This window comes from Oleiphilus sp. HI0043 (assembly GCF_001634935.1).
In genome coordinates this window covers 1-19,468 of sequence record NZ_LWEY01001300.1, presented here as the reverse complement: position 1 = coordinate 19,468, position 19,468 = coordinate 1, and the positions used below count along the sequence as shown (strand labels likewise).

Sequence of the window (19,468 nt, the reverse complement as noted above, 5' to 3'; positions counted from 1 at the left end):
CCTACTTCAGCCTGCACTCAATATTACGTTGGCCGGAAAGCAATCCGGCCCACAAGACAGGACATAATTATGAGCTTCACAGATTATAAAGTTGCCGACATCAATCTAGCCGATTGGGGCCGTAAAGAAATTCAAATCGCTGAAGGCGAAATGCCTGCACTGATGGCTTTACGTAGAAAATATAAAGAAGCACAACCATTGGCTGGTGCAAAAATCATGGGTTGTATCCACATGACAATCCAGACAGCAGTTCTAATCGAAACTTTGGTCGACCTTGGTGCTGACGTTCGCTGGTCATCATGTAACATTTTCTCTACTCAGGATCATGCAGCAGCGGCAATTGCAGCAGCGGGTATTCCAGTATTTGCCTGGAAAGGTGAAACAGAAGAAGAGTTCCTTTGGTGCATCGAGCAAACCATACTATCTGAAAAAGATGGTAGCAAAGTTTGGGATGCCAATATGATTCTTGACGATGGTGGTGACCTGACTGAGATGGTGCATAACAAGTACCCTGCACTGCTTAATGATATTCACGGTATTTCTGAAGAAACAACAACAGGCGTACACCGATTGTTAGAAATGATGACGAAAGGTGAGCTAAAAGTTCCAGCGATTAACGTTAACGATGCTGTAACTAAATCCAAAAACGATAATAAGTACGGCTGCCGCCACTCATTAAATGATGCCATTAAACGTGGTACAGATCACTTACTCTCTGGTAAAAAAGCACTAGTAATTGGCTACGGCGACGTAGGCAAAGGCTCTGCTGCCTCATTGCGCCAGGAAGGTATGATCGTAAAAGTTACTGAAGTCGACCCAATCTGTGCAATGCAAGCCTGCATGGATGGCTTTGAAGTTGTTTCACCATATTTAGATGGTGTGAACACGGGTTCTGTAGAAGGTATTAACAAGCTACTAATGGAAACAACCGACCTGATTGTTACCACGACAGGTAACGTCAATGTCTGTGATGCAAGTATGCTTAAGACACTTAAGAATGGCGCTATTGTTTGTAACATCGGCCACTTCGATAATGAAATTGACACGGCTTATATGCGTGAAAATTGGGAATGGGACGAGATTAAGCCACAGGTTCACAAGGTTTATCGTGACAAGGGAGCTGATGATCACTTGATTCTTCTTTCTGAAGGTCGCTTGGTTAACCTGGGTAATGCCACGGGTCACCCTAGCCGAATTATGGATGGCTCATTCGCTAATCAGGTACTGGCCCAAATCTATCTTTATGAACGTAAATTCGCTAACTTGATGGAAGCAGAGAAGAAGGAAAGCATCTACGTTAAAGTACTTCCAAAGAAACTTGATGAAGAAGTTGCTAAAGACATGGTTGAAGGTTTTGGTGGTGTCATCACGCAATTGACCACGAACCAAGCTGACTACATCAACGTGGATGTTGATGGGCCATATAAGCCAGAATCATACAAATACTAATACTCTGTGGAGGCGTAGCGCAATACACGCCTCCATCTATCCAAATTTAATAGAGACATTATCATGCACAGCCAAAAGCAATTTAAACATCGCTTCAGTTTTGAGTTTTTTCCTCCAAAGACTGAAGCTGGTATGGAAAAGTTGCAGGTCGTTAGAGATGAATTAGCTCGACGCAAACCCGATTTCTTTTCTGTTACCTATGGTGCCGGGGGCTCTACTCAAGAGCGCACCATCGATACAGTGTTAAAGCTACAGGACCAAGGCATATCAACCGCCCCACACCTTTCATGCGTTGGCTCTACAACTGAAAACATCGCCTCTTTGCTTGATCATTACATTGAGCACGGTGTAAATAGAATCGTTGCCTTGCGCGGTGATCTACCGTCTGGAATGGGTTCAGCCGGCGAGTTAAAGTATGCGAATGAGCTGGTTGAGTTTATCCGCAAGCACAGCGGAGATCACTTCAACATTGAAGTCGCGGCCTACCCCGAGTTTCACCCACAAGCACCCTCTGCAGAAGCTGACCTTCTTAACTTTAAGAAGAAAGTTGACGCTGGGGCAAACAGTGCCATCACACAGTATTTCTATAATGCAGACTCCTACTTCTACTTTATAGACCGCTGCGAAAAAATGGGCATCAATATTCCTATTGTTCCTGGGATCATGCCTATCACGAACTACAGCAGCTTGGTTCGCTTTAGCGACATGTGCGGTGCTGAAATTCCACGCTGGATCAAAAAACAGCTCGAAGCTTATGGCGATGATACTGTTAGCATTCAGAAGTTTGGTGAAGAAGTGGTAAGTCAAATGTGTGAGCAGTTGTTAAAAGCTGGCGCTCCGGGTCTACATTTTTATACACTTAATCAAGCCGAACCAAACTTAAAAGTTTGGGACAATCTTGGCCTAAGTGACGAGGAAAAAATTCGCTTTTAAACTGCTTTCATCTTATTTTCGTTAAGCCCTTCTGCTGGTGGTCAGGCATAAAAATATATCGTTTATCCTGACCGGCTAGCTGCTCCCTTTCTTAAGTTCTATATTGTCATGTTTTGTGACAATTCATTTAAATTTTCTTCCAAGTAAAGAAAACTTTAGCCATTTGGTCTAGACTCATAGAACAAATATTAACCAGTTAAAAAATATTGCGACCTTGTGACTATGACTTCGGCGATCAGTTTTGTTATCTCCCTAGCACTCACTAATCGTAATGTAGAGACACGCAGCAGGATACTGAACATATGTAAAGTAATACCGCTCGAGCGGTAAATATTTCCTTTAGGGGGCCTTATGAGTATTTTTAGTCATTACCAGTCTAGATACGAACTGACTCAGCAGGAAGAGTTTAGTCTGGAAGAATACCTGGAAATCTGTAAGAACGATCCGAGCGCTTACGCAACCGCTGCCGAGCGCATGCTTATTGCGATTGGTGAACCTGAGCTCATCGATACCTCCAAAGATCCTCGTCTCAGCCGAATTTTCTCCAACAAAGTCATTAAGCATTACCCCGAGTTTAAAGATTTCTATGGCATGGAGGAATGTGTCGAGCAAATTGTCTCTTTTTTCAAGCATGCAGCCCAGGGTTTGGAAGAGAAGAAACAAATACTTTATCTATTAGGTCCTGTGGGGGGCGGTAAGTCATCATTAGCAGAAAAGTTAAAAGCTCTGATGCAGAAAGCCCCCTTCTATGCCATCAAGGGCTCACCCGTAAATGAAAGCCCCCTATCCTTATTCGACCCAGATGAAGATGCAGATATCCTCGAAAAAGAGTACGGTATCGCAAATCGCTATTTGGGAAGCATTATGTCTCCATGGGCGGTTAAGCGGCTCCACGAATTCGGCGGCGATATCAGCAAATTTAGGGTAGTAAAAATCTGGCCTTCAATTCTGGATCAGATAGCCGTCGCTAAGACCGAGCCCGGAGATGAAAACAATCAGGATATCTCTTCATTAGTCGGTAAAGTGAATATCCGAATGCTCGAAGAGTACTCGCAAGATGACCCAGATGCCTACAGTTTCAGCGGCGGTCTATGTCTTGCTAACCAAGGTATTCTTGAGTTTGTAGAGATGTTTAAAGCCCCCATTAAAGTATTGCACCCACTACTTACTGCAACCCAGGAAGGTAATTACAATTCGACAGAGGGTATGAGCGCCATTCCGTTTGAAGGCGTAATCCTTGCCCACTCAAACGAGTCTGAATGGCAGTCTTTTAGAAACAATAAGAATAACGAGGCCTTTCTGGACCGTATATCAATCGTTAAAGTTCCCTATTGCCTCAAGGTAACTGAAGAGATAAAAATATACGATAAGCTACTTAAGAATAGCTCCTTAAATCAAGCACCTTGTGCCCCTGATACGCTGACTATGCTTGCGGAGTTCTCCGTTCTTTCCAGGTTAAGGGAACCTGAAAACTCCAGCATATTTTCGAAGATGAAAGTTTATGACGGCCAGAACATTAAGGACACAGACCCCAAAGCCAAATCGATTCAGGAATATAAGGACAATGCCGGGGTAAACGAAGGCATGGATGGTTTATCCACCCGCTTTGCCTTCAAGATACTATCCAAGGTATTTAACTTTGATACTTCTGAAGTTGCGGCAAACCCTGTACATCTACTTTATGTATTAGAGAAGCAGATTGAACAGGAGCAATTTCCACAGGAAGCGGCTGACAGTTATTTGCGTTTTATTAAGGAGTTTCTTGCTCCCAATTACGTTGAGTTTATTGGCAAGGAAATCCAGACCGCCTACCTAGAATCCTATTCAGAGTATGGCCAGAATATATTTGATCGTTATGTTACCTACGCCGATTTTTGGATACAGGACCAGGAATATCGAGACCCGGAAACCGGTGAGATATTTGACCGGGCCGCTATCAACGAAGAGTTAGAGAAAATCGAAAAGCCAGCAGGCATCAGCAACCCTAAAGACTTCCGTAACGAAATTGTTAATTTCATGTTGCGTGCACGTGCCAACAACAATGGGCAGAACCCCTCCTGGCAGAGTTATGAAAAACTTCGATCTGTCATCGAGAAGAAGATGTTTTCAAATACCGAAGACTTACTTCCTGTCATTTCATTTAATGCAAAAAGTTCAAATGAGGATAAAGACAAACACGAGCAATTTGTAGAGCGTATGGTTGAACGCGGTTATACCAAGAAACAGGTTCGCTTACTCGCGGAATGGTACTTACGCGTCCGTAAATCACAGTAGCAGAAGAAGGGTTTAAACCCTTCTTCCATACAATAGATTTAGCCAGAAGGTGCACCATTAAACCATAGCCATGGTCACCCCGAGCCACGCCGAAACCAGGATGTATTATGGGTATCAGTCACATCATTGATCGCCGACTTAATGGCAAGAATAAAAGCGCAGTGAATCGTGAGCGCTTTCTTCGCCGTTATCGCGAACATATCAAAAAAGCGGTTTCCGATGCAGTTGGAAAACGCAGCATTACCGATATGGAGCGCGGCGAAAAAATCAGCATCCCGAGCAAAGACCTCGACGAGCCGGTTTTTAATTCCGGACAAGGTGGCGTGCGCGAGGCAGTTAACCCCGGGAATAAAGAATTCAATACCGGAGACCAACTCCCCAGACCACCTGGTGGAGCCGGCGGAGGCGGTGCGGGTGAAGGAGAAGCGAGCGACTCTGGTGAAGGCATGGACGAGTTCGTCTTTCAGATATCTCAGGAAGAGTTTCTCGACTTTATGTTTGAAGACCTGGAGCTACCCAACCTGGTCAAAAAACAGCTGAAGGATACCACCTCATATAAATACCTAAGAGCAGGTTTTACCAATACCGGCAATCCCTCAAAAATTAATATCGTACGTTCTCTCAGAAAGGCCTATGGAAGAAGGCTAGCCCTCACAGGCAAGTCACGAGAAAAAATAAAAGAATTAGAGGAGCAGCTTAAAAAGCTAGACCCTGAAGACGATATTCAACATGCTCGAATCAAAGAGATAAAAGAAGAACTCACAAAGCTTAAAAAACGAATCAAAAACATCCCCTGGATTGATGAGTTCGACTTACGCTTTAACCAACATATAAAGCAACCCGTCCCAAGCACCAGCGCCGTTATGTTTTGCTTAATGGATGTTTCGGGCTCCATGACTCACATGCATAAAGACATCGCCAAACGTTTTTATATTTTGCTCTATATGTTTCTAAAACGAAATTATCAAAAAATTGAGGTTGTTTTTATTCGCCACCATACCAGCGCTAAGGAAGTGGACGAGGAGGAGTTCTTCTATTCACGGGAAACAGGCGGGACCATCGTTTCTAGCGCATTGGAGTTAACTAGAGAAATCATCCACAAGCGTTACCCTGCGTCAGACTGGAATATATACTGCGCACAAGCCTCCGATGGTGACAACTGGAGCGATGACTCACCCAAGTGCTCGAGGCTCTTGAAAGACGATATTCTACCTCTCGTGCAATATTTTGCTTACATTGAGATTACTAAGCTAGATCATCAAATGCTGTGGCATGAATATGAAAAACTGGCTAAGGAGTTTGAGGACTCTTTCGCCATGCAAAACATTAAAGACGAGAGTGACATCTACCCTGTCTTCCACGAATTATTTCAGAGGAAGCCGGCATGACAGATAAAGACAACAAACAAAATGAAGAGCGTAAAAAGAGTTATATTGCGACTGGCTCGGAATGGTCATTTGAACAGCTAGAACGCTTTGATGATGCCATTTCAGACATAGCAAAAGAATATAAGCTAGACACCTACCCTAACCAAATTGAAGTGATTAGCTCTGAGCAAATGCTCGATGCCTATTCCTCGGTCGGTATGCCTCTAGGCTATTATCACTGGTCTTACGGGAAACAGTTCCTACAAAACGAAAAAGGTTATAAGCGCGGCCAAATGGGGCTCGCCTATGAGATCGTTATTAACTCTAACCCATGTATCGCTTACTTGATGGAAGAGAATACCTTGATGATGCAGGCCTTAGTCATCGCGCATGCATCATATGGTCATAACTCTTTTTTCAAAGGCAACTACCTGTTCCGCACCTGGACCGATGCCAGCGCAATAATAGACTACCTTCTGTTCGCCAAAAACTATATTGCAAAGTGTGAAGGCCGTTATGGCGTCGATACCGTAGAAACCTTTCTAGACTCCTGCCACGCAGTAATGAATTACGGTGTTGACCGTTATAAGCGCCCTGCTCCTATATCAGCTGAAGAAGAATTGAAACGACAAGAAGAGCGCGAGTTCCATCTGCAGCAGCAAGTTAATGAGCTGTGGAGAACCATTCCTGTCAGCGGCGACAAAGAAGAAGCCGAGAAAGATCAACGCTACCCTGAAGAACCGCAGGAGAATCTGCTTTATTTCTTTGAGAAGAATGCCCCCATGCTTGCCCCATGGCAACGGGAAGTACTACGTATCGTGAGAAAAATTGCCCAGTATTTCTACCCGCAAAGACAAACTCAGGTAATGAATGAGGGTTGGGCAAGCTTTTGGCACTACACCATCATGAATACGATGTATGACAAAGGTTTGGTGAATGAAGGCTTTATTATCGAGTTCTTAAAATCACACACAGCGGTGGTCTATCAACCTCCCTTTGATAGCCAATGGTACAGCGGCATCAACCCTTATACGCTTGGTTTTGCCATGTTTCAGGATATCAAACGTATCTGCCAACAACCTACGGATGAAGATCGACAATGGTTCCCAGATATCGCGGGCACAGACTGGCTGGAAACACTCGATTTTGCCATGCGAAACTTTAAAGATGAAAGCTTTATCCTACAGTTCCTTTCACCTAAGGTAATTCGGGACTTAAAACTCTTCGCAATTCGTGATGATGACCAGCAGAGTCATTATGAAGTAACTGGAATACATGATGAGCAAGGTTATCGATATGTTAGAGAAAAGCTCTCTCAGCAATATAACCTGAGTATGCGCGAACCAGATATTCAGGTGTGGAATGTTGATTTAAGAGGAGATCGATCACTGACCCTTAGGCACACACCAAACAGCCGAGTCCCCTTGGGTAAAAGTACAGACGAAGTACTCAAGCACATACATCGTTTGTGGGGGTTTGACGTTCATTTATTTAGTGTTGAAGAAGGGCTGACAGTAGATGAATATCACTGCCCTCCCATCACGTAGCCGCCTGAAGACGAAGTCAATTAGTGAGTATTATTTAGGGCTAACTCTCGACAAAAGCTCTTTCGATTACGTAATGCCCGGCATTCCCCTGACGCGCTTCAACAAAGCCCATATCATCAAGTATACGACAAGTATCTTTAAGCATACTTGGGCTACCACAAATCATAAAACGATCATCATCAAGGTTTAACTCTGGTAGCCCTAAGTCTTTAACAAGCTTGCCACTCTCCAGCGCATCGGTAATTCGACCTTGAGTTTCAAACTCATCACGTGTCACGGTTGGGTAATAAATAAGCTTGTCTTTGATAAACTCACCAAAAAACTCATTTTCCGGAAGCTCCTTTTTGATTTGCTCTTGATAGGCCAGCTCTGAAACAAATCTCGTACCGTGCGTTAGAATTACTTTATCATATAATTCATAGGTTTCCGGATCCTTGATGATACTCATAAAAGGCGCCAAGCCAGTACCGGTACTAATCAAATATAGGTTTCTGCCAGGCAGTAAGTTATCAACAATCAAGGTGCCAGTCGGTTTTTTACTCAACAGTATCTGGTCCCCCACTTCTATTTTCTGAAGCTTAGATGTCAACGGACCATCAGGTACTTTAATACTAAAGAACTCCAGCTCTTCCTCATAATTTGCACTGGCAATACTGTAGGCACGCATCAAGGGCTTACCTTCGTGTTCAAGCCCCATCATAATAAAGTGGCCATTCTTAAAACGAAAAGACGGATCACGACTGGTCGTAAAGCTAAACAATGTTTCATTCCAATGCTTCACACTCGTGACAGTTTCTTTCATAAAGCCAGACATACGATTTCTCCAATTGAATTTAACTTGCCAGAAACAATACGCCCAACTAACATATCTGTAAAACAGGTTTATTATATATCTTTATTCGGTTTTTCCGATTTATTAAACTAAGGCTTTATCATTGAAGTATTCACTCAAGCAAATTGAAGTATTCATTGCGACCGCTAACTTTCAAAATATTACTTTAGCTGCCGAAGCGCTAAATATGTCTCAATCCGCTGCGAGTGAGTCACTCAAGAATCTTGAAAGCCAGTTTGATATAAAACTATTTGATCGGGCTGGTAAACGCTTACAACTCAATGATTTCGGAAGATTAATTCGAAAGCAGGCAGAAACACTGATTGACCAAGCAAAAAGCCTGGAGCTGAGCTTACAGCAGAACCAGCTTAGCGCGGACCTAAATATTGGCGCCACGTTATCTATCGGTAACTACCTGGCTATTCACATTCTTTCAGAGTTCAAAGGTAAATTCCCGACCGCTAAAGCAGCACTAAGCGTTGGCAACACAACTAAAATTACCGAGCAAGTCGCAAACTTTGAGCTCGATGTGGGGCTAATCGAAGGCGAGGTGTCTCACCCCGACTTAAACATTAGGCCTTGGATGGATGATGAGTTAGTGGTCTTCTGCGACCCGAAATCTGAGCTAAGTACGCTTTCATACGTTAGTGACCAACAGCTAAGCAAAGCAAAATGGATTCTGAGAGAGGCAGGTTCAGGAACACGGCAAGCATTCGATAACGCAATGCAGGGAGTGCTTCATGAACTTAATATTGAACTCGAACTTCAACATACCGAAGCCATCAAACGGGCAGTAGAGTCAGGTATGGGGATTGGGTGTTTGTCGAAAGTTACCTTAAACGATGCTTTCAAACGCTCATCGCTAATTGCCTTAAAAACACCACAGAGAGATTTCAAACGAAAATTTTATATCATCACACATAAGGACAAATACCTAAGCCCTGGCATACGAAATTGGCTAGAGCTTTGTTTTGAATACGCAGAACTCCACAATACCTATTCATAGCGGCAACTACTGATAAACTGGCCCTTCTCCATCAGGACGGGTTTTGAAGCGCTTATGCTGCCATAGATATTGTTCAGGATGACGCTTAATTGCTGCCTCTAGCGCCTGATTCCAAAGCTGCGCATCCTTTTGCGGGTCCTCACCAAAACCTTCAAAAACGGGTGAGAAAATGACTTCATATTGACCATTTGGTAGCCTAAACGGTGCGACATGCAAAACAGTCGCTCCCGTTTCACGCGCAATCCAACTTGGTGTAGAGATACAACCCGTACTAACACCAAAGAAAGGAACAAATAGGTCACAGCGTTTACCGAAATCCTGATCAGGAGCATACCAAACCTCACCGCCCCCCTTGATAAACTCGAGCATCTCTTTTAATTGATACTTACTGAAGCTTTGAATATCAAAGTTACGGTTACGCCCACTTTCGATCATCCAGTCTATTACGGGGTCGTTATTTGGGCGATACATATAGCCAGGTCGCTTAAGCTGAGTCCCAACCAAGGGCAAGGTCATATCGATAACACCGAAGTGGCCTCCTATCAACAAAACACCGGTGCCGCGGTTCTGCGCGTCTAATAGGTGCTCTTTACCAATCACCGTCATCGTATCAAGATACGGAGTAACATCTCGCCACCAAAGTTGCAGCATCTCAATCAAGCCTTCAGCAGTAGAAATAAAACTGCCTTCAATTATCTCATTTTGCTTGTCACTGCTAAGCTCGGGGAAACACAGCTCTATATTCTGCCGGGTCACCTTGCCACGGTTTTTCATGCGTCGATAAACGAAACGCCCAAGGCTTTCTGCATACTGATGCTTTTTGTTCATCGGCAGCCAAGCGAGGCAATATAGAATAAAAACGATTAACCAGGATGGCCATAATGTTGGATGCCACAGAGGGCGTGTTTTCTCAGTCATAGCGCTTATTTTATTATTGTCTTTGCCAGAACAAGGAATAAGATTTGGACAAGTATAAGGTTTAGTCGGCCAAATCCTCAATTCTTTTCAAGGTATATACATCATAACGACAACTCTTACCCACTAACTGAAGGGACGGCTTAATTCCTTTTATTGCATCGCCCTTGCGCGGCCGCTTTACCACCACTCGATAACGAGCCTTAGACAATGCCGCCTCTAATAAAGCCTCATCATCCAGATCTTCTCCTACAAGCGTTTGAAACAGCCGCATTTCCTTTTTGACTAAAGACGACTTTTCTCGATGCGGATACATTGGGTCCAAGTAAATGACATCAGCAAGCTTCTCTGGTTGAGAGTTCATCCAAGTCGTCGCGTCAGATTCCACTAAGGACATTCGTTCAATGATCGACTTTATCTCTTCCGTTTCTTCAAAACGCTGAGCAGTTTCATGACCCGCCTCTGCCAAAGCAGCGCGCAATAACTCGGCAATAAGTGGTGAGCGCTCTAGCATGGTCACCTGACAGCCCAATGACGCTAAAACAAATGCGTCTCTACCCAGCCCTGCTGTTGCATCGAGTACCTTAGGCGTAACACCTTTATTTAGCCCTACGGCCTTGGCAATCATCTGCCCCCTGCCACCACCAAACTTAAGTCTATGCCCTGTTTTTCCACCAAAAAAGGAAGCACTAACCGGCCCCGGAGCACCTTTACCAAGTTGCAGAATCGAGACTGTTCCGTCGCAATAGTAAAGCATATAAGAAAAAGCCTGAACAGGCTCGGGAAGATTGCGTTTAGGCTCTATAGGAGCCCCTGACAGGAATGGTAGTTGGTGACGGCTTGCAAACGCAGCAGCTAAGGTACTTTCTTCTTCACTGCAAGCGTAAACACATAAATCAGATAAATTCATTCAGACAAATAAGTCGAGACCAACCAACTCACCTTCTTCATAGGCTCGCCCCGCCTCTTCAGTTTGCTGATATGTAGAAAGCGCTTGCTGCGCTTTAAGAGGAGCAGAGTCCAGAGCATCAAGGCGTTGAACGCGACTCTGTTGTAATTCATTGCTTTTGCGCTCTAAATCTTCAGGGGCAGCAATTCGGCGAGGGACATCAACTCTAGCCTCATTACTTCGGCTATCAGCATTATCCTGAGGGTTAGGTCTTTCTTGAGAGGGTTTCTTTAAACCTTCAGGTATGACCGGCGCAGCAATTAACGAATTTGATAACTCCATACTGCCCTCCTGTTTAATTAGTCATACTGAAGTTTTATTTAGGGCCTCTCATAATAATACTTCTAAGTAGCTATTAAGGTCGACCCATCCAAAATAAGACGTATATTGTTTCTATTTTAGCCAGAAAAAGCCATTAAGGCTAGTAATACTAAACCGAGCAGTAAACGGTAAATAACAAACGGTGTAAAACCTATGCGCTCTAGAAACTGTAAAAACAAATGAATACAGGCATAAGCGCTCACAAAAGCAACACCAGTCCCAAGCGCCACCAAGAACCAGTCGTCATTCGTTCCCGTTTCTAGCAACTCTTTTGTTTTAAGCAGGCCTGCTGCCGTGATGAGAGGAATAGAAAGCAGAAATGAGTACCTAGCCGCAGCATCACGACTGAAACCAATTAACAAGGCCGCTGTCATAGTGATGCCTGAACGGGATGTTCCCGGAATCAAGGCTAACGCCTGGCTAAAACCTATGACTAAGGCCGCTTTAACGTCTATATCTTTAAGGCTAAGCTTACGAGAACCAAAGTGATCAGAAGCGTATAAAGCAAGCCCAAATATTATTGTTGTCGTCGCGATCACGGCAGTGGAACGCAAGTTTTCACTTATAAAGTCATTAAGAAGGAAACCAGCCAAACCTGCGGGTATCGTTGCCAGAATAATCAACCAGGCCAAGCGACCATCATTAGACTGCTCTTTAAACGACACGCTCTTGAACCATGCGCCACTCAGTTGAATCACTTCTCTACGAAAATAAATGACTATCGCCATCAAGGTGCCAACGTGAACCGCTACATCAAAAGCCAAGCCTTGATCTTCCCAGCCCAAAACTTGTGAAGGCAAAATCAGGTGAGCGGAGCTCGATATGGGTAGAAACTCCGTCAAGCCCTGAACAAGTGCCAATATAACTGCTTCAAACCAAGTCATTTTTAATCCTTAACTATCAATCCATATAGCGAGTAGCACTTAGGCTCTACCCGGCAGTTTTTTCCATGTAACCGTATTTCTGACATAGGATGGCATCGCGTCTTCTAGTAGCCCTGCTACACCTTTAAAATGCGCATAACGAGCCAGCTGACAAATAGCATGAGCCTCTGGTCTCATCTCAGCATCAAAACTATCCAAATGCCCTTTTACATCCGAAGGGAAACGTTCAGAGTAGTCAAAGCCACTACCGACACCAATAATAGGCCCATCCGTGATCGCGTCAGGCAAGCTCACTAATTCAGGTTTAGTCACATTTTCAATACCCAAAGTCTCCACCCGATAATAAGGATCCTCGTTCCCGTTGCTCTGTTTCTCCACTTTGCAGCAAGCCCAATACACCTCATCCATACGTGCATCAATTGCTACAAGCACTTGAGAAATAGCGTACTTCAAATAGCTTTGTAGGGCTAGAGCTTGGATATTAGATATGGCATAGATATGACAGTCACTTCCGTAGGCCAAGCCTTGCGCGATACCAGTCGCGATACGAATACCCGTGAACGAACCTGGCCCACAACCAAAAGCAAGCGCATCCAGATTTTTAGCTTTTAACTTACCGTGGCCCAAACAGTCTTTCACCATAGGTAAAATTAACTGAGTATGACTTCGAGGGGCTTTTTCGCACACCTGATACATTGTTTGCTCACTCCACAATGCTGCAGAGCAATTATCAGAAGAAGTATCTAAAGCAAGAATTTTTGGCATAAAGAGGGTCGTAAATAACAACAGGCCCCTTAAAAAAGAGGCCCGTTTCAGTGAACAATGAAGGAAGTGTCTATCTTATGCGTCTAAACCATCAACAATTTGCTGTTTGATCTGAGCCATATCACCAACACCATCAACCTTCACATATTTTGGTGATTCATCTGCGCCGGTATCAGCCCAAGACGAATAATACTCAACAAGAGGAGCCGTTTGCGAATGATATACACCTAAGCGCTTACGAACGGTTTCTTCCTGATCGTCTTCACGCTGAACCAAGGCATCGCCAGTTTCATCATCTTTACCCGCTACCTTCGGTGGATTGTAATCAACATGATATACGCGACCACTTGCTTCATGCACGCGACGACCACTTAGACGGCTAACAATTTCTTCGTCAGGCACGTCAATTTCAACAACCGCATCAATCATGATTTTTTGCTTTTTAAGCGCTTCAGCTTGCGGAATCGTACGAGGAAAACCATCAAATAAGAAACCGTTCTCACAGTCATCCTGTTGAATGCGCTCTTCAATCAATTCAATGATTGTTTCATCAGAAACCAGGCCGCCAGATGCCATGACTTCTTTAACCTTCAAACCTAGTGGTGAGCCCGCCTTTACAGCCGCACGCAACATATCCCCGGTAGAGATTTGCGGAATACCATATTTCTCAGTCATAAACTGAGCTTGTGTACCCTTGCCTGCACCTGGTGCGCCTAACAAAATTAATTTCATATACGGATTGCTCCCAATATTCTAAAGCTAATGATAAAAATTGAATCTATTTCTAACGACAGCCTACTAGCGCCACACAATAAAAACTCAAGCATGTATAGGGGTATTAAGTAATTCGCTCAAGTATAGCGAGCTGTCGCTAATCTATTCTTTTATGTTTCGAGCTACAGAACCCTTCAACAAGGCTCTCATACTGACTGCAAGCTCGACACACATATGTAATTCGAAACGCCGCATTATACGTACTTGATGGACACAGTGGAAGCCTGAACCTAGATATGCTCAATTGAGCCGAATAGATAGGGTAAAACACCCTATAGAATAACACCTAGTAGGTATAATAATGACTTAATCTTATAATTATGCCGCCATCTGACGAATCATCTCATCCAGGCTTTGGCACTGTTCGAGTAAAGAATCCAATAAAGCCATCCCTTGCTCTTCCTGTATACCCAAACCTTGCATTAATTTCTCACAATCATGCAAAGCGGGCTCATCACCAATCCCTTTCGCTGCCAATAGCGCATTAGCCAACTGCACTAATTCTACATACTTTTGGTGCTTACCTTGATAGTCTTTTTTCTGGTGCATACCGGCTACCGTAATACTTGATTCCGGCATTCCCCATAGTTTTAGTAACACTGCACCAATAGAGGCATGCCCTAAAGCAATAAACTCTTGCGCGCCCCCCATTCCAAAGACCTGCTGTTCGATTTCAGCCATGCTCAACTCCGGCTCAGCCTCTCTAAGCTTATTGAGCATTTGGAACTCTGGCGGAAAAAGATGACCAACTAATAAAATACCAAAATTGTGAAGCAAACCGGCAAGATAAGCATCGCGCTCGTTCAGCTCTATATCAGGATCGGCCAATAAAGCTAAGGCTTGAGCCAACACAGCACTATAAAGTGAATGCTGCCAAAATGATTTTAAACCCAAGGGCCCTGCCGCAGGTATATTGAAAGCTTTTCCTGCCGCTAAACCCATCGATAGCTGAGATACACGATCAAAACCTAGCACGATATTCACAGCATCTTTTACACACGTTAATTCGCCTCGATAAGAAAACAACGCTGACCGGGCATAACGCATCACCTGTGAGGCTAGACTCGGATCTCGCTCTATCACCTCAGCCAATTGAAATACATCAGCATCGGGGTCGCTGGTCAGGTGCATGATTCGTATAGCAGTTTCTGGCATTGGTGGTAACTTATATAAACGACTTAACTTCTTCGCAATGCCATCTAGGGTCAAGCCCGCATTATGAGGCAAATTTGAAACCTTCTGCCCCGATCCTGACTTAGGCTCCTCACCCGCAAGCCAAATAGAAACTTTTGCCTTAATCGCGCCATTCATTGCCATACGAAAAGACGGTCCGGGAATCTTTAATAAGGTGCTTGAGCAACCACTAGCAGAGAATACAAACTCCAGTTCCAGTAAACTCGTATCTAGAATAATCGGCAAACCATAGGCAGTTGCGAGAATCGGGTACATCCCGGTTTCACAATCCTTAAATAGCTTTCGTGAGTTTTCATCACTTAAAATTTGAAAAGATCTACCCAATGAGTCATTAATTAATTCAATATCCAATTTTGTGCCAAAGGGGATCACCGCAACCGCCGGGCCTTCCTCATCGAGTAAAGTAACAGTTACTGCACTCATTTCCGGAATCGCCTGTGCCTGCTCCAGGGCTTGTGCAAAACTTAAACTGCGAGCGTGATGAATCTGCTGACAGATCAATCCCTTGTGATTGATAAACTGGTTTAGTCTGGAAGCTATGGGCACAATGATTTACCTAAGTATTAATTGATAAACGGAGCAAGAACTTTTGGTGGCGCCGTGACGGAATACTTACCGAGTGTAGAGCTATCCGCAAAAATAACTCTACACCACTTCACACGCTTACGTTTTTAAGAACTTCGTTGCAAACGCTTACGCAATCGATTCAAACACAAGAGCTGAACTAGCCCGTATTTCGAATTCCAGCAGCGATACCGGCCATCGTTACTTTTAAAGCTGTTTCAACTAAATCACGCTCTTGCTTACCTTCAGAGCTTCGCTCGGCTAAACGGTCACGCCTCAACAGCTCCGCCTGCAAATAATGTAACGGATCAGTATAAGGGTTCCTAACATTTAAAGAACCTTGTAGCTGGGGATGATTTTCCTGAAGCGCCCCTTGCTTTTTAACTTTATTAACCAGCTTAACTACATCCAAAAAGCGATGGCGAAGCGAACGCCCTAAAGGCTTCAAGTCATCAGATACCAGCAGCTGGTCATAGTAACGCGCGATCCGCGGATCACCTTTGGCAACAACCATTTCTAACATATCAATATGAGTATTAAAGAAGGGCCACTGGATAAACATTTCATCTAGGGTCTCTGCCTTATCAGACTCTAGAACGCTCGCCAAGGCCTCATCGCTACCCAACCATGCCGGCAGCATAAGCCGTATCTGCGTCCAGGCAAAAATCCACGGTATTGCCCTTAAACTTTCAACACCACCGGTCGCTTTTCGCCTTGCAGGCCGACTACCTAAAGCTAGCTTGCCCAATTCTTGCTCAGGGGTCACCGAGCGGAAATAAGAAACAAACTCAGGATGCTCTCTTACTATCTGGCGATAGGAAGCCAGGGCAACGCCAGTCATCTTATTCATCAGCTCTCGCCACTCTTGCTTAGGCTTTGGAGGCGGCAACAAGCTAGCTTCAACAACTGCATTCAGGTATAGCTTTAAACTCTGTTTGGCAACACTTGGAATCCCGAACTTAAAGCGAATCATTTCGCCTTGCTCCGTGATACGGAAAGAGCCAGCTACCGAACCAGGAGGTTGAGAAAGAATCGCCCTATTCGCTGGGCCACCACCGCGACCAACCGTGCCGCCGCGACCGTGAAACAAAGTCAGCTTAACACCATGTTTTTGTGCAACCTCAACCAGACTTTCCTGCCCCTGATATTGAGCCCAAGCGGCTGTCATCTGACCTGCATCCTTAGCAGAATCAGAGTAGCCAATCATTACCTCTTGATGCCCTTTACAGTACTCCTGATACCAAGGTACTGATAATAAGCTATCAATAGCCTCCTTCGCCCCGGACAAATCGTCAAGGGTCTCAAATAAAGGCACAACGCGCATAGGGAACTGAATGCCCGACTCCCGTAAAAGTAGGATGACAGTCAATACATCGGAAGGTGTGCTGGCCATGGAAATAACGTATGAACCCAACGCTGACTCAGGCTGAGAAGCAACCACGTCACACGTAGCCAACACTTCTCGCACATTATCACTGGCGGGCCAGGAACGAGGTAAAAGCGGCCGATTACTGGACAGTTCTTTAATAAGAAAGGACTGTTTCTCCTGCTCGCTCCATTGCGCAAAATCCCCCATACCCAAGTGCTGGGTAAGTTCGGACATCACTTCGAGATGACGCTCGGAATCCTGACGAATATCCAGCTTTACTAATTCCAGACCGAAACACTGTACTCGCCTAATGGTATCGAGCAACAGGCCATTTGCCACGGAATCAAGACCCGTTTCTTTCAAAGAATTGAAGCACATCAATAAAGGTTGCATCAATTCAGAATTTTCCCTGAGTATATCTAATTGCTCTACATCTTCACCGCTTGCCTTTCGCGCCGCCCATTCCCTAGTGTTTTGCAGTCGACGACGCAGGTCAGCCAGTATCACGCGGTAGGGTTCATTCTGATTTCGCTCCTGCCCTTGCAATATTCGATCAGCCTCTTGCCTCAATTCCAGAGAACAGTTCCACATTGACAACTCATTCAGCAAGTCACGAATATCTCTCAAATACAAATCTGCTGCCATCCAACGGCTCAGACTCAGGACCTCTTGCGTCAACTCTGCCGTAACGTTTGGGTTACCATCGCGATCCCCCCCCATCCACGAAGCAAAGCGAATGGGTGAAAACTGTGGGGGTAGTTGAATACCAAATTTATCGCTAACCGCTGCATCAAACTCACGTAAGAACTCGGGTAAGGCGGTCCATAAACTGTTCTCTATTACTGCAAAGCCCCACTTTGCTTCGTCGACGGCCGAAGGCCTGACCTGACGAATCTCGTCTGAATGCCACGCTTCACAAACCAAGCGATTCAAACGTTCACAAATACGCTTCTGCTCTAAATCATTAAGATCGGAACGATCCAGCTCAGATAAGCACTCAGTAATGGCTTCATACTTAAGTATCAAGGTTCTACGTGTAACCTCAGTGGGGTGAGCCGTCAATACGAACTCTATATTCATATCTTCAAGCAAGCTTGCCAAGTCTTCTTCTTTGGTACCTGAGGCCTTCAAACGGTCCAGCAGTTGGTCAAAGGTTTCCAAACCGTCTTCTCTATCGGTGCGATTCCGTCTTACCCCATGATACTGCTCAGCAATATTTGCCAGGTTAAGAAACTGGTTAAACGCTCGAGCAACAAATAACATCTCATCGTCCCCCAGGTCCTGAAGCAAACGAACAAGTTCTGGATGCGCATCCCCCGCATCAGCTTCACGATCCTGCTTTGCCGCAGCCCTAATGGCTTCCAACTTCGCCACAAACTCCGAACCAAGGTGTTCTTCAATATTCTGCCCTAACAACTCACCAAGCAAACGGACATTTTCTCGTAAAGAAGGGTGTAATTCTGACATATACCTTTTCCAAATGTGTTTGATTATCAAGGCTAGCAAGCAAGCTGATCACAAGCTCGTGACTACAAGCCAATCCTTATTTGCGCAAAATAGTAAAAACTAGATATATAAATATGGAGCACAATCCACAACAAGTAAACCATTAACAAAAGCACACACTTTTAAGTGTCTACTTTTTGAACAAACAACCTACACTTATTCTTGTAGTTAAGCGTAAAAAATGAACAACCCGACCACACAAGGATTCAAGCTATGAAAATAAAAGCCTTAGCAGAATGCTGGGAACAACAAGCCAAAGCAACATTTACTTCTGAAGACTACACATTCCGACTCCCCTTAGAAGATGCAGCGAAAATTAACGCACTAGCAGAAATGTACCCCAAAAGAACAAAAAGTGAGATCCTTGGAGAGCTGCTATCGGCTGCTCTTGATGAACTTGAAACCAGTTTCCCTTATATCGCGGGTAAAAAAGTCATATCGAAAGATGAAATGGGCGATCCAATGTATGAGGATGTAGGCCCGACCCCGAAATTTATGGAATTGAGCAAGAAATACCGCTCAACCTTGAAACAGCAAGGCAAGAAAGCCGCAAATGGTTAGCTCTTTGGCACCCTCCCGCTACAACAAGGAATATACTGGAACAGCTACTGCTAGCGAATGTTTGGGAACATTCGTCAAGCAACTTACTTCCTGATCTTCGTCACTTCCGGCGTTTATTTTTAACGCCTATCTTCATTCGCATCCTGGGCAAATATCTGTTATCTCAAACAGGAAAACTGCTTAGGATCGCCAGTCATAACCAAAAGATCTAAGCACTCACCTGCATAACATTGATAAAAGCAAACACTATTCTAGACT

The 19,468-nt window shown here is 44.4% G+C and carries 16 protein-coding genes; 7 read left to right on the top strand and 9 right to left on the bottom strand.

Going from position 1 to position 19,468, the window contains the following annotated elements; genetic code table 11:
- The first annotated feature begins 69 nt into the window (after positions 1 to 69).
- The 5 genes from ahcY (at position 70) to A3729_RS16995 (ending at position 7,570) form a co-directional block, all read left to right on the top strand.
- A complete protein-coding gene (gene ahcY / locus A3729_RS17015) occupies positions 70 to 1,449 on the top strand; it encodes an adenosylhomocysteinase (protein WP_068514950.1) in 1,380 nt (459 codons plus the stop codon).
- A gap of 63 nt (positions 1,450 to 1,512) precedes the next feature.
- A complete protein-coding gene (gene metF, locus A3729_RS17010) occupies positions 1,513 to 2,382 on the top strand; it encodes a methylenetetrahydrofolate reductase [NAD(P)H] (protein ID WP_068514947.1) in 870 nt (289 codons plus the stop codon).
- Positions 2,383 to 2,733: 351 nt separating this feature from the next.
- Positions 2,734 to 4,656, top strand: a complete 1,923-nt coding sequence (locus tag A3729_RS17005) for a PrkA family serine protein kinase (RefSeq protein WP_068514944.1) — start codon at positions 2,734 to 2,736, stop codon at positions 4,654 to 4,656.
- A 113-nt stretch (positions 4,657 to 4,769) separates the two neighbouring features.
- On the top strand, positions 4,770 to 6,044 hold the full coding sequence (locus tag A3729_RS17000; RefSeq protein ID WP_304438939.1) for a YeaH/YhbH family protein: 1,275 nt from the start codon (positions 4,770 to 4,772) through the stop codon (positions 6,042 to 6,044).
- The gene (locus tag A3729_RS16995; RefSeq protein WP_068514938.1) at positions 6,041 to 7,570 is read left to right on the top strand and encodes a SpoVR family protein; all 1,530 of its coding nucleotides are present in this window, start codon (positions 6,041 to 6,043) and stop codon (positions 7,568 to 7,570) included. The genes A3729_RS17000 and A3729_RS16995 overlap by 4 nt, the downstream gene beginning before the upstream one ends.
- A 40-nt stretch (positions 7,571 to 7,610) precedes the next feature.
- Here A3729_RS16995 and A3729_RS16990 read toward each other — a convergent pair whose 3' ends face one another.
- Entirely contained in the window at positions 7,611 to 8,384 is a 774-nt protein-coding gene (locus A3729_RS16990; RefSeq protein ID WP_068514934.1) for a ferredoxin--NADP reductase, read from the bottom strand.
- A 121-nt stretch (positions 8,385 to 8,505) separates the two neighbouring features.
- On the opposite strand from A3729_RS16990, the gene A3729_RS16985 reads away from it, so the two are divergent.
- Positions 8,506 to 9,408, top strand: coding sequence for a LysR substrate-binding domain-containing protein (locus A3729_RS16985; RefSeq protein ID WP_068514931.1), 903 nt, complete (start codon positions 8,506 to 8,508; stop codon positions 9,406 to 9,408).
- Between the two features lie 6 nt (positions 9,409 to 9,414).
- Here A3729_RS16985 and A3729_RS16980 read toward each other — a convergent pair whose 3' ends face one another.
- The 8 genes from A3729_RS16980 to ppc form a co-directional block, all read right to left on the bottom strand.
- On the bottom strand, positions 9,415 to 10,326 hold the full coding sequence (locus A3729_RS16980; RefSeq protein ID WP_082865487.1) for a lysophospholipid acyltransferase family protein: 912 nt from the start codon (positions 10,324 to 10,326) through the stop codon (positions 9,415 to 9,417).
- Positions 10,327 to 10,387: 61 nt separating this feature from the next.
- A complete protein-coding gene (locus tag A3729_RS16975) occupies positions 10,388 to 11,233 on the bottom strand; it encodes a class I SAM-dependent methyltransferase (RefSeq protein WP_068514927.1) in 846 nt (281 codons plus the stop codon).
- Positions 11,234 to 11,554, bottom strand: coding sequence for a hypothetical protein (locus tag A3729_RS16970; protein WP_068514925.1), 321 nt, complete (start codon positions 11,552 to 11,554; stop codon positions 11,234 to 11,236).
- A gap of 116 nt (positions 11,555 to 11,670) precedes the next feature.
- On the bottom strand, positions 11,671 to 12,477 hold the full coding sequence (locus A3729_RS16965) for an undecaprenyl-diphosphate phosphatase (RefSeq protein WP_068514922.1): 807 nt from the start codon (positions 12,475 to 12,477) through the stop codon (positions 11,671 to 11,673).
- Between the two features lie 39 nt (positions 12,478 to 12,516).
- On the bottom strand, positions 12,517 to 13,242 hold the full coding sequence (tsaB, locus tag A3729_RS16960; RefSeq protein WP_068634111.1) for a tRNA (adenosine(37)-N6)-threonylcarbamoyltransferase complex dimerization subunit type 1 TsaB: 726 nt from the start codon (positions 13,240 to 13,242) through the stop codon (positions 12,517 to 12,519).
- A gap of 75 nt (positions 13,243 to 13,317) precedes the next feature.
- Entirely contained in the window at positions 13,318 to 13,974 is a 657-nt protein-coding gene (adk, locus tag A3729_RS16955) for an adenylate kinase (protein WP_068514917.1), read from the bottom strand.
- Positions 13,975 to 14,334: 360 nt separating this feature from the next.
- Complete coding sequence (locus A3729_RS16950; protein WP_068634110.1) at positions 14,335 to 15,756, bottom strand: aminoacyl-tRNA deacylase and HDOD domain-containing protein; 1,422 nt, start codon at positions 15,754 to 15,756, stop codon at positions 14,335 to 14,337.
- A 178-nt stretch (positions 15,757 to 15,934) separates the two neighbouring features.
- Positions 15,935 to 18,610, bottom strand: a complete 2,676-nt coding sequence (ppc, locus tag A3729_RS16945) for a phosphoenolpyruvate carboxylase (RefSeq protein ID WP_082880345.1) — start codon at positions 18,608 to 18,610, stop codon at positions 15,935 to 15,937.
- A 252-nt stretch (positions 18,611 to 18,862) separates the two neighbouring features.
- Between ppc and A3729_RS16940 the strand changes: the two genes are divergently transcribed.
- Positions 18,863 to 19,210: a type 1 pili tip component gene (locus A3729_RS16940; protein WP_068514910.1), complete on the top strand. Its 348-nt coding sequence runs from the start codon at positions 18,863 to 18,865 to the stop codon at positions 19,208 to 19,210.
- Positions 19,211 to 19,468: the final 258 nt, after the last annotated feature.

Coding starts and splice junctions, on each gene's coding strand:
- adk (WP_068514917.1), bottom strand. CDS start 13,974: ATGAAATTAATTTTGTTAGGCGCACCAGGTGCAGGCAAGGGTACACAA.
- A3729_RS17005 (WP_068514944.1), top strand. CDS start 2,734: ATGAGTATTTTTAGTCATTACCAGTCTAGATACGAACTGACTCAGCAG.
- A3729_RS16995 (WP_068514938.1), top strand. CDS start 6,041: ATGACAGATAAAGACAACAAACAAAATGAAGAGCGTAAAAAGAGTTAT.
- A3729_RS16965 (WP_068514922.1), bottom strand. CDS start 12,477: ATGACTTGGTTTGAAGCAGTTATATTGGCACTTGTTCAGGGCTTGACG.
- A3729_RS16970 (WP_068514925.1), bottom strand. CDS start 11,554: ATGGAGTTATCAAATTCGTTAATTGCTGCGCCGGTCATACCTGAAGGT.
- metF (WP_068514947.1), top strand. CDS start 1,513: ATGCACAGCCAAAAGCAATTTAAACATCGCTTCAGTTTTGAGTTTTTT.
- ahcY (WP_068514950.1), top strand. CDS start 70: ATGAGCTTCACAGATTATAAAGTTGCCGACATCAATCTAGCCGATTGG.
- A3729_RS16980 (WP_082865487.1), bottom strand. CDS start 10,326: ATGACTGAGAAAACACGCCCTCTGTGGCATCCAACATTATGGCCATCC.
- A3729_RS16975 (WP_068514927.1), bottom strand. CDS start 11,233: ATGAATTTATCTGATTTATGTGTTTACGCTTGCAGTGAAGAAGAAAGT.
- tsaB (WP_068634111.1), bottom strand. CDS start 13,242: ATGCCAAAAATTCTTGCTTTAGATACTTCTTCTGATAATTGCTCTGCA.
- ppc (WP_082880345.1), bottom strand. CDS start 18,610: ATGTCAGAATTACACCCTTCTTTACGAGAAAATGTCCGTTTGCTTGGT.
- A3729_RS16990 (WP_068514934.1), bottom strand. CDS start 8,384: ATGTCTGGCTTTATGAAAGAAACTGTCACGAGTGTGAAGCATTGGAAT.
- A3729_RS16940 (WP_068514910.1), top strand. CDS start 18,863: ATGAAAATAAAAGCCTTAGCAGAATGCTGGGAACAACAAGCCAAAGCA.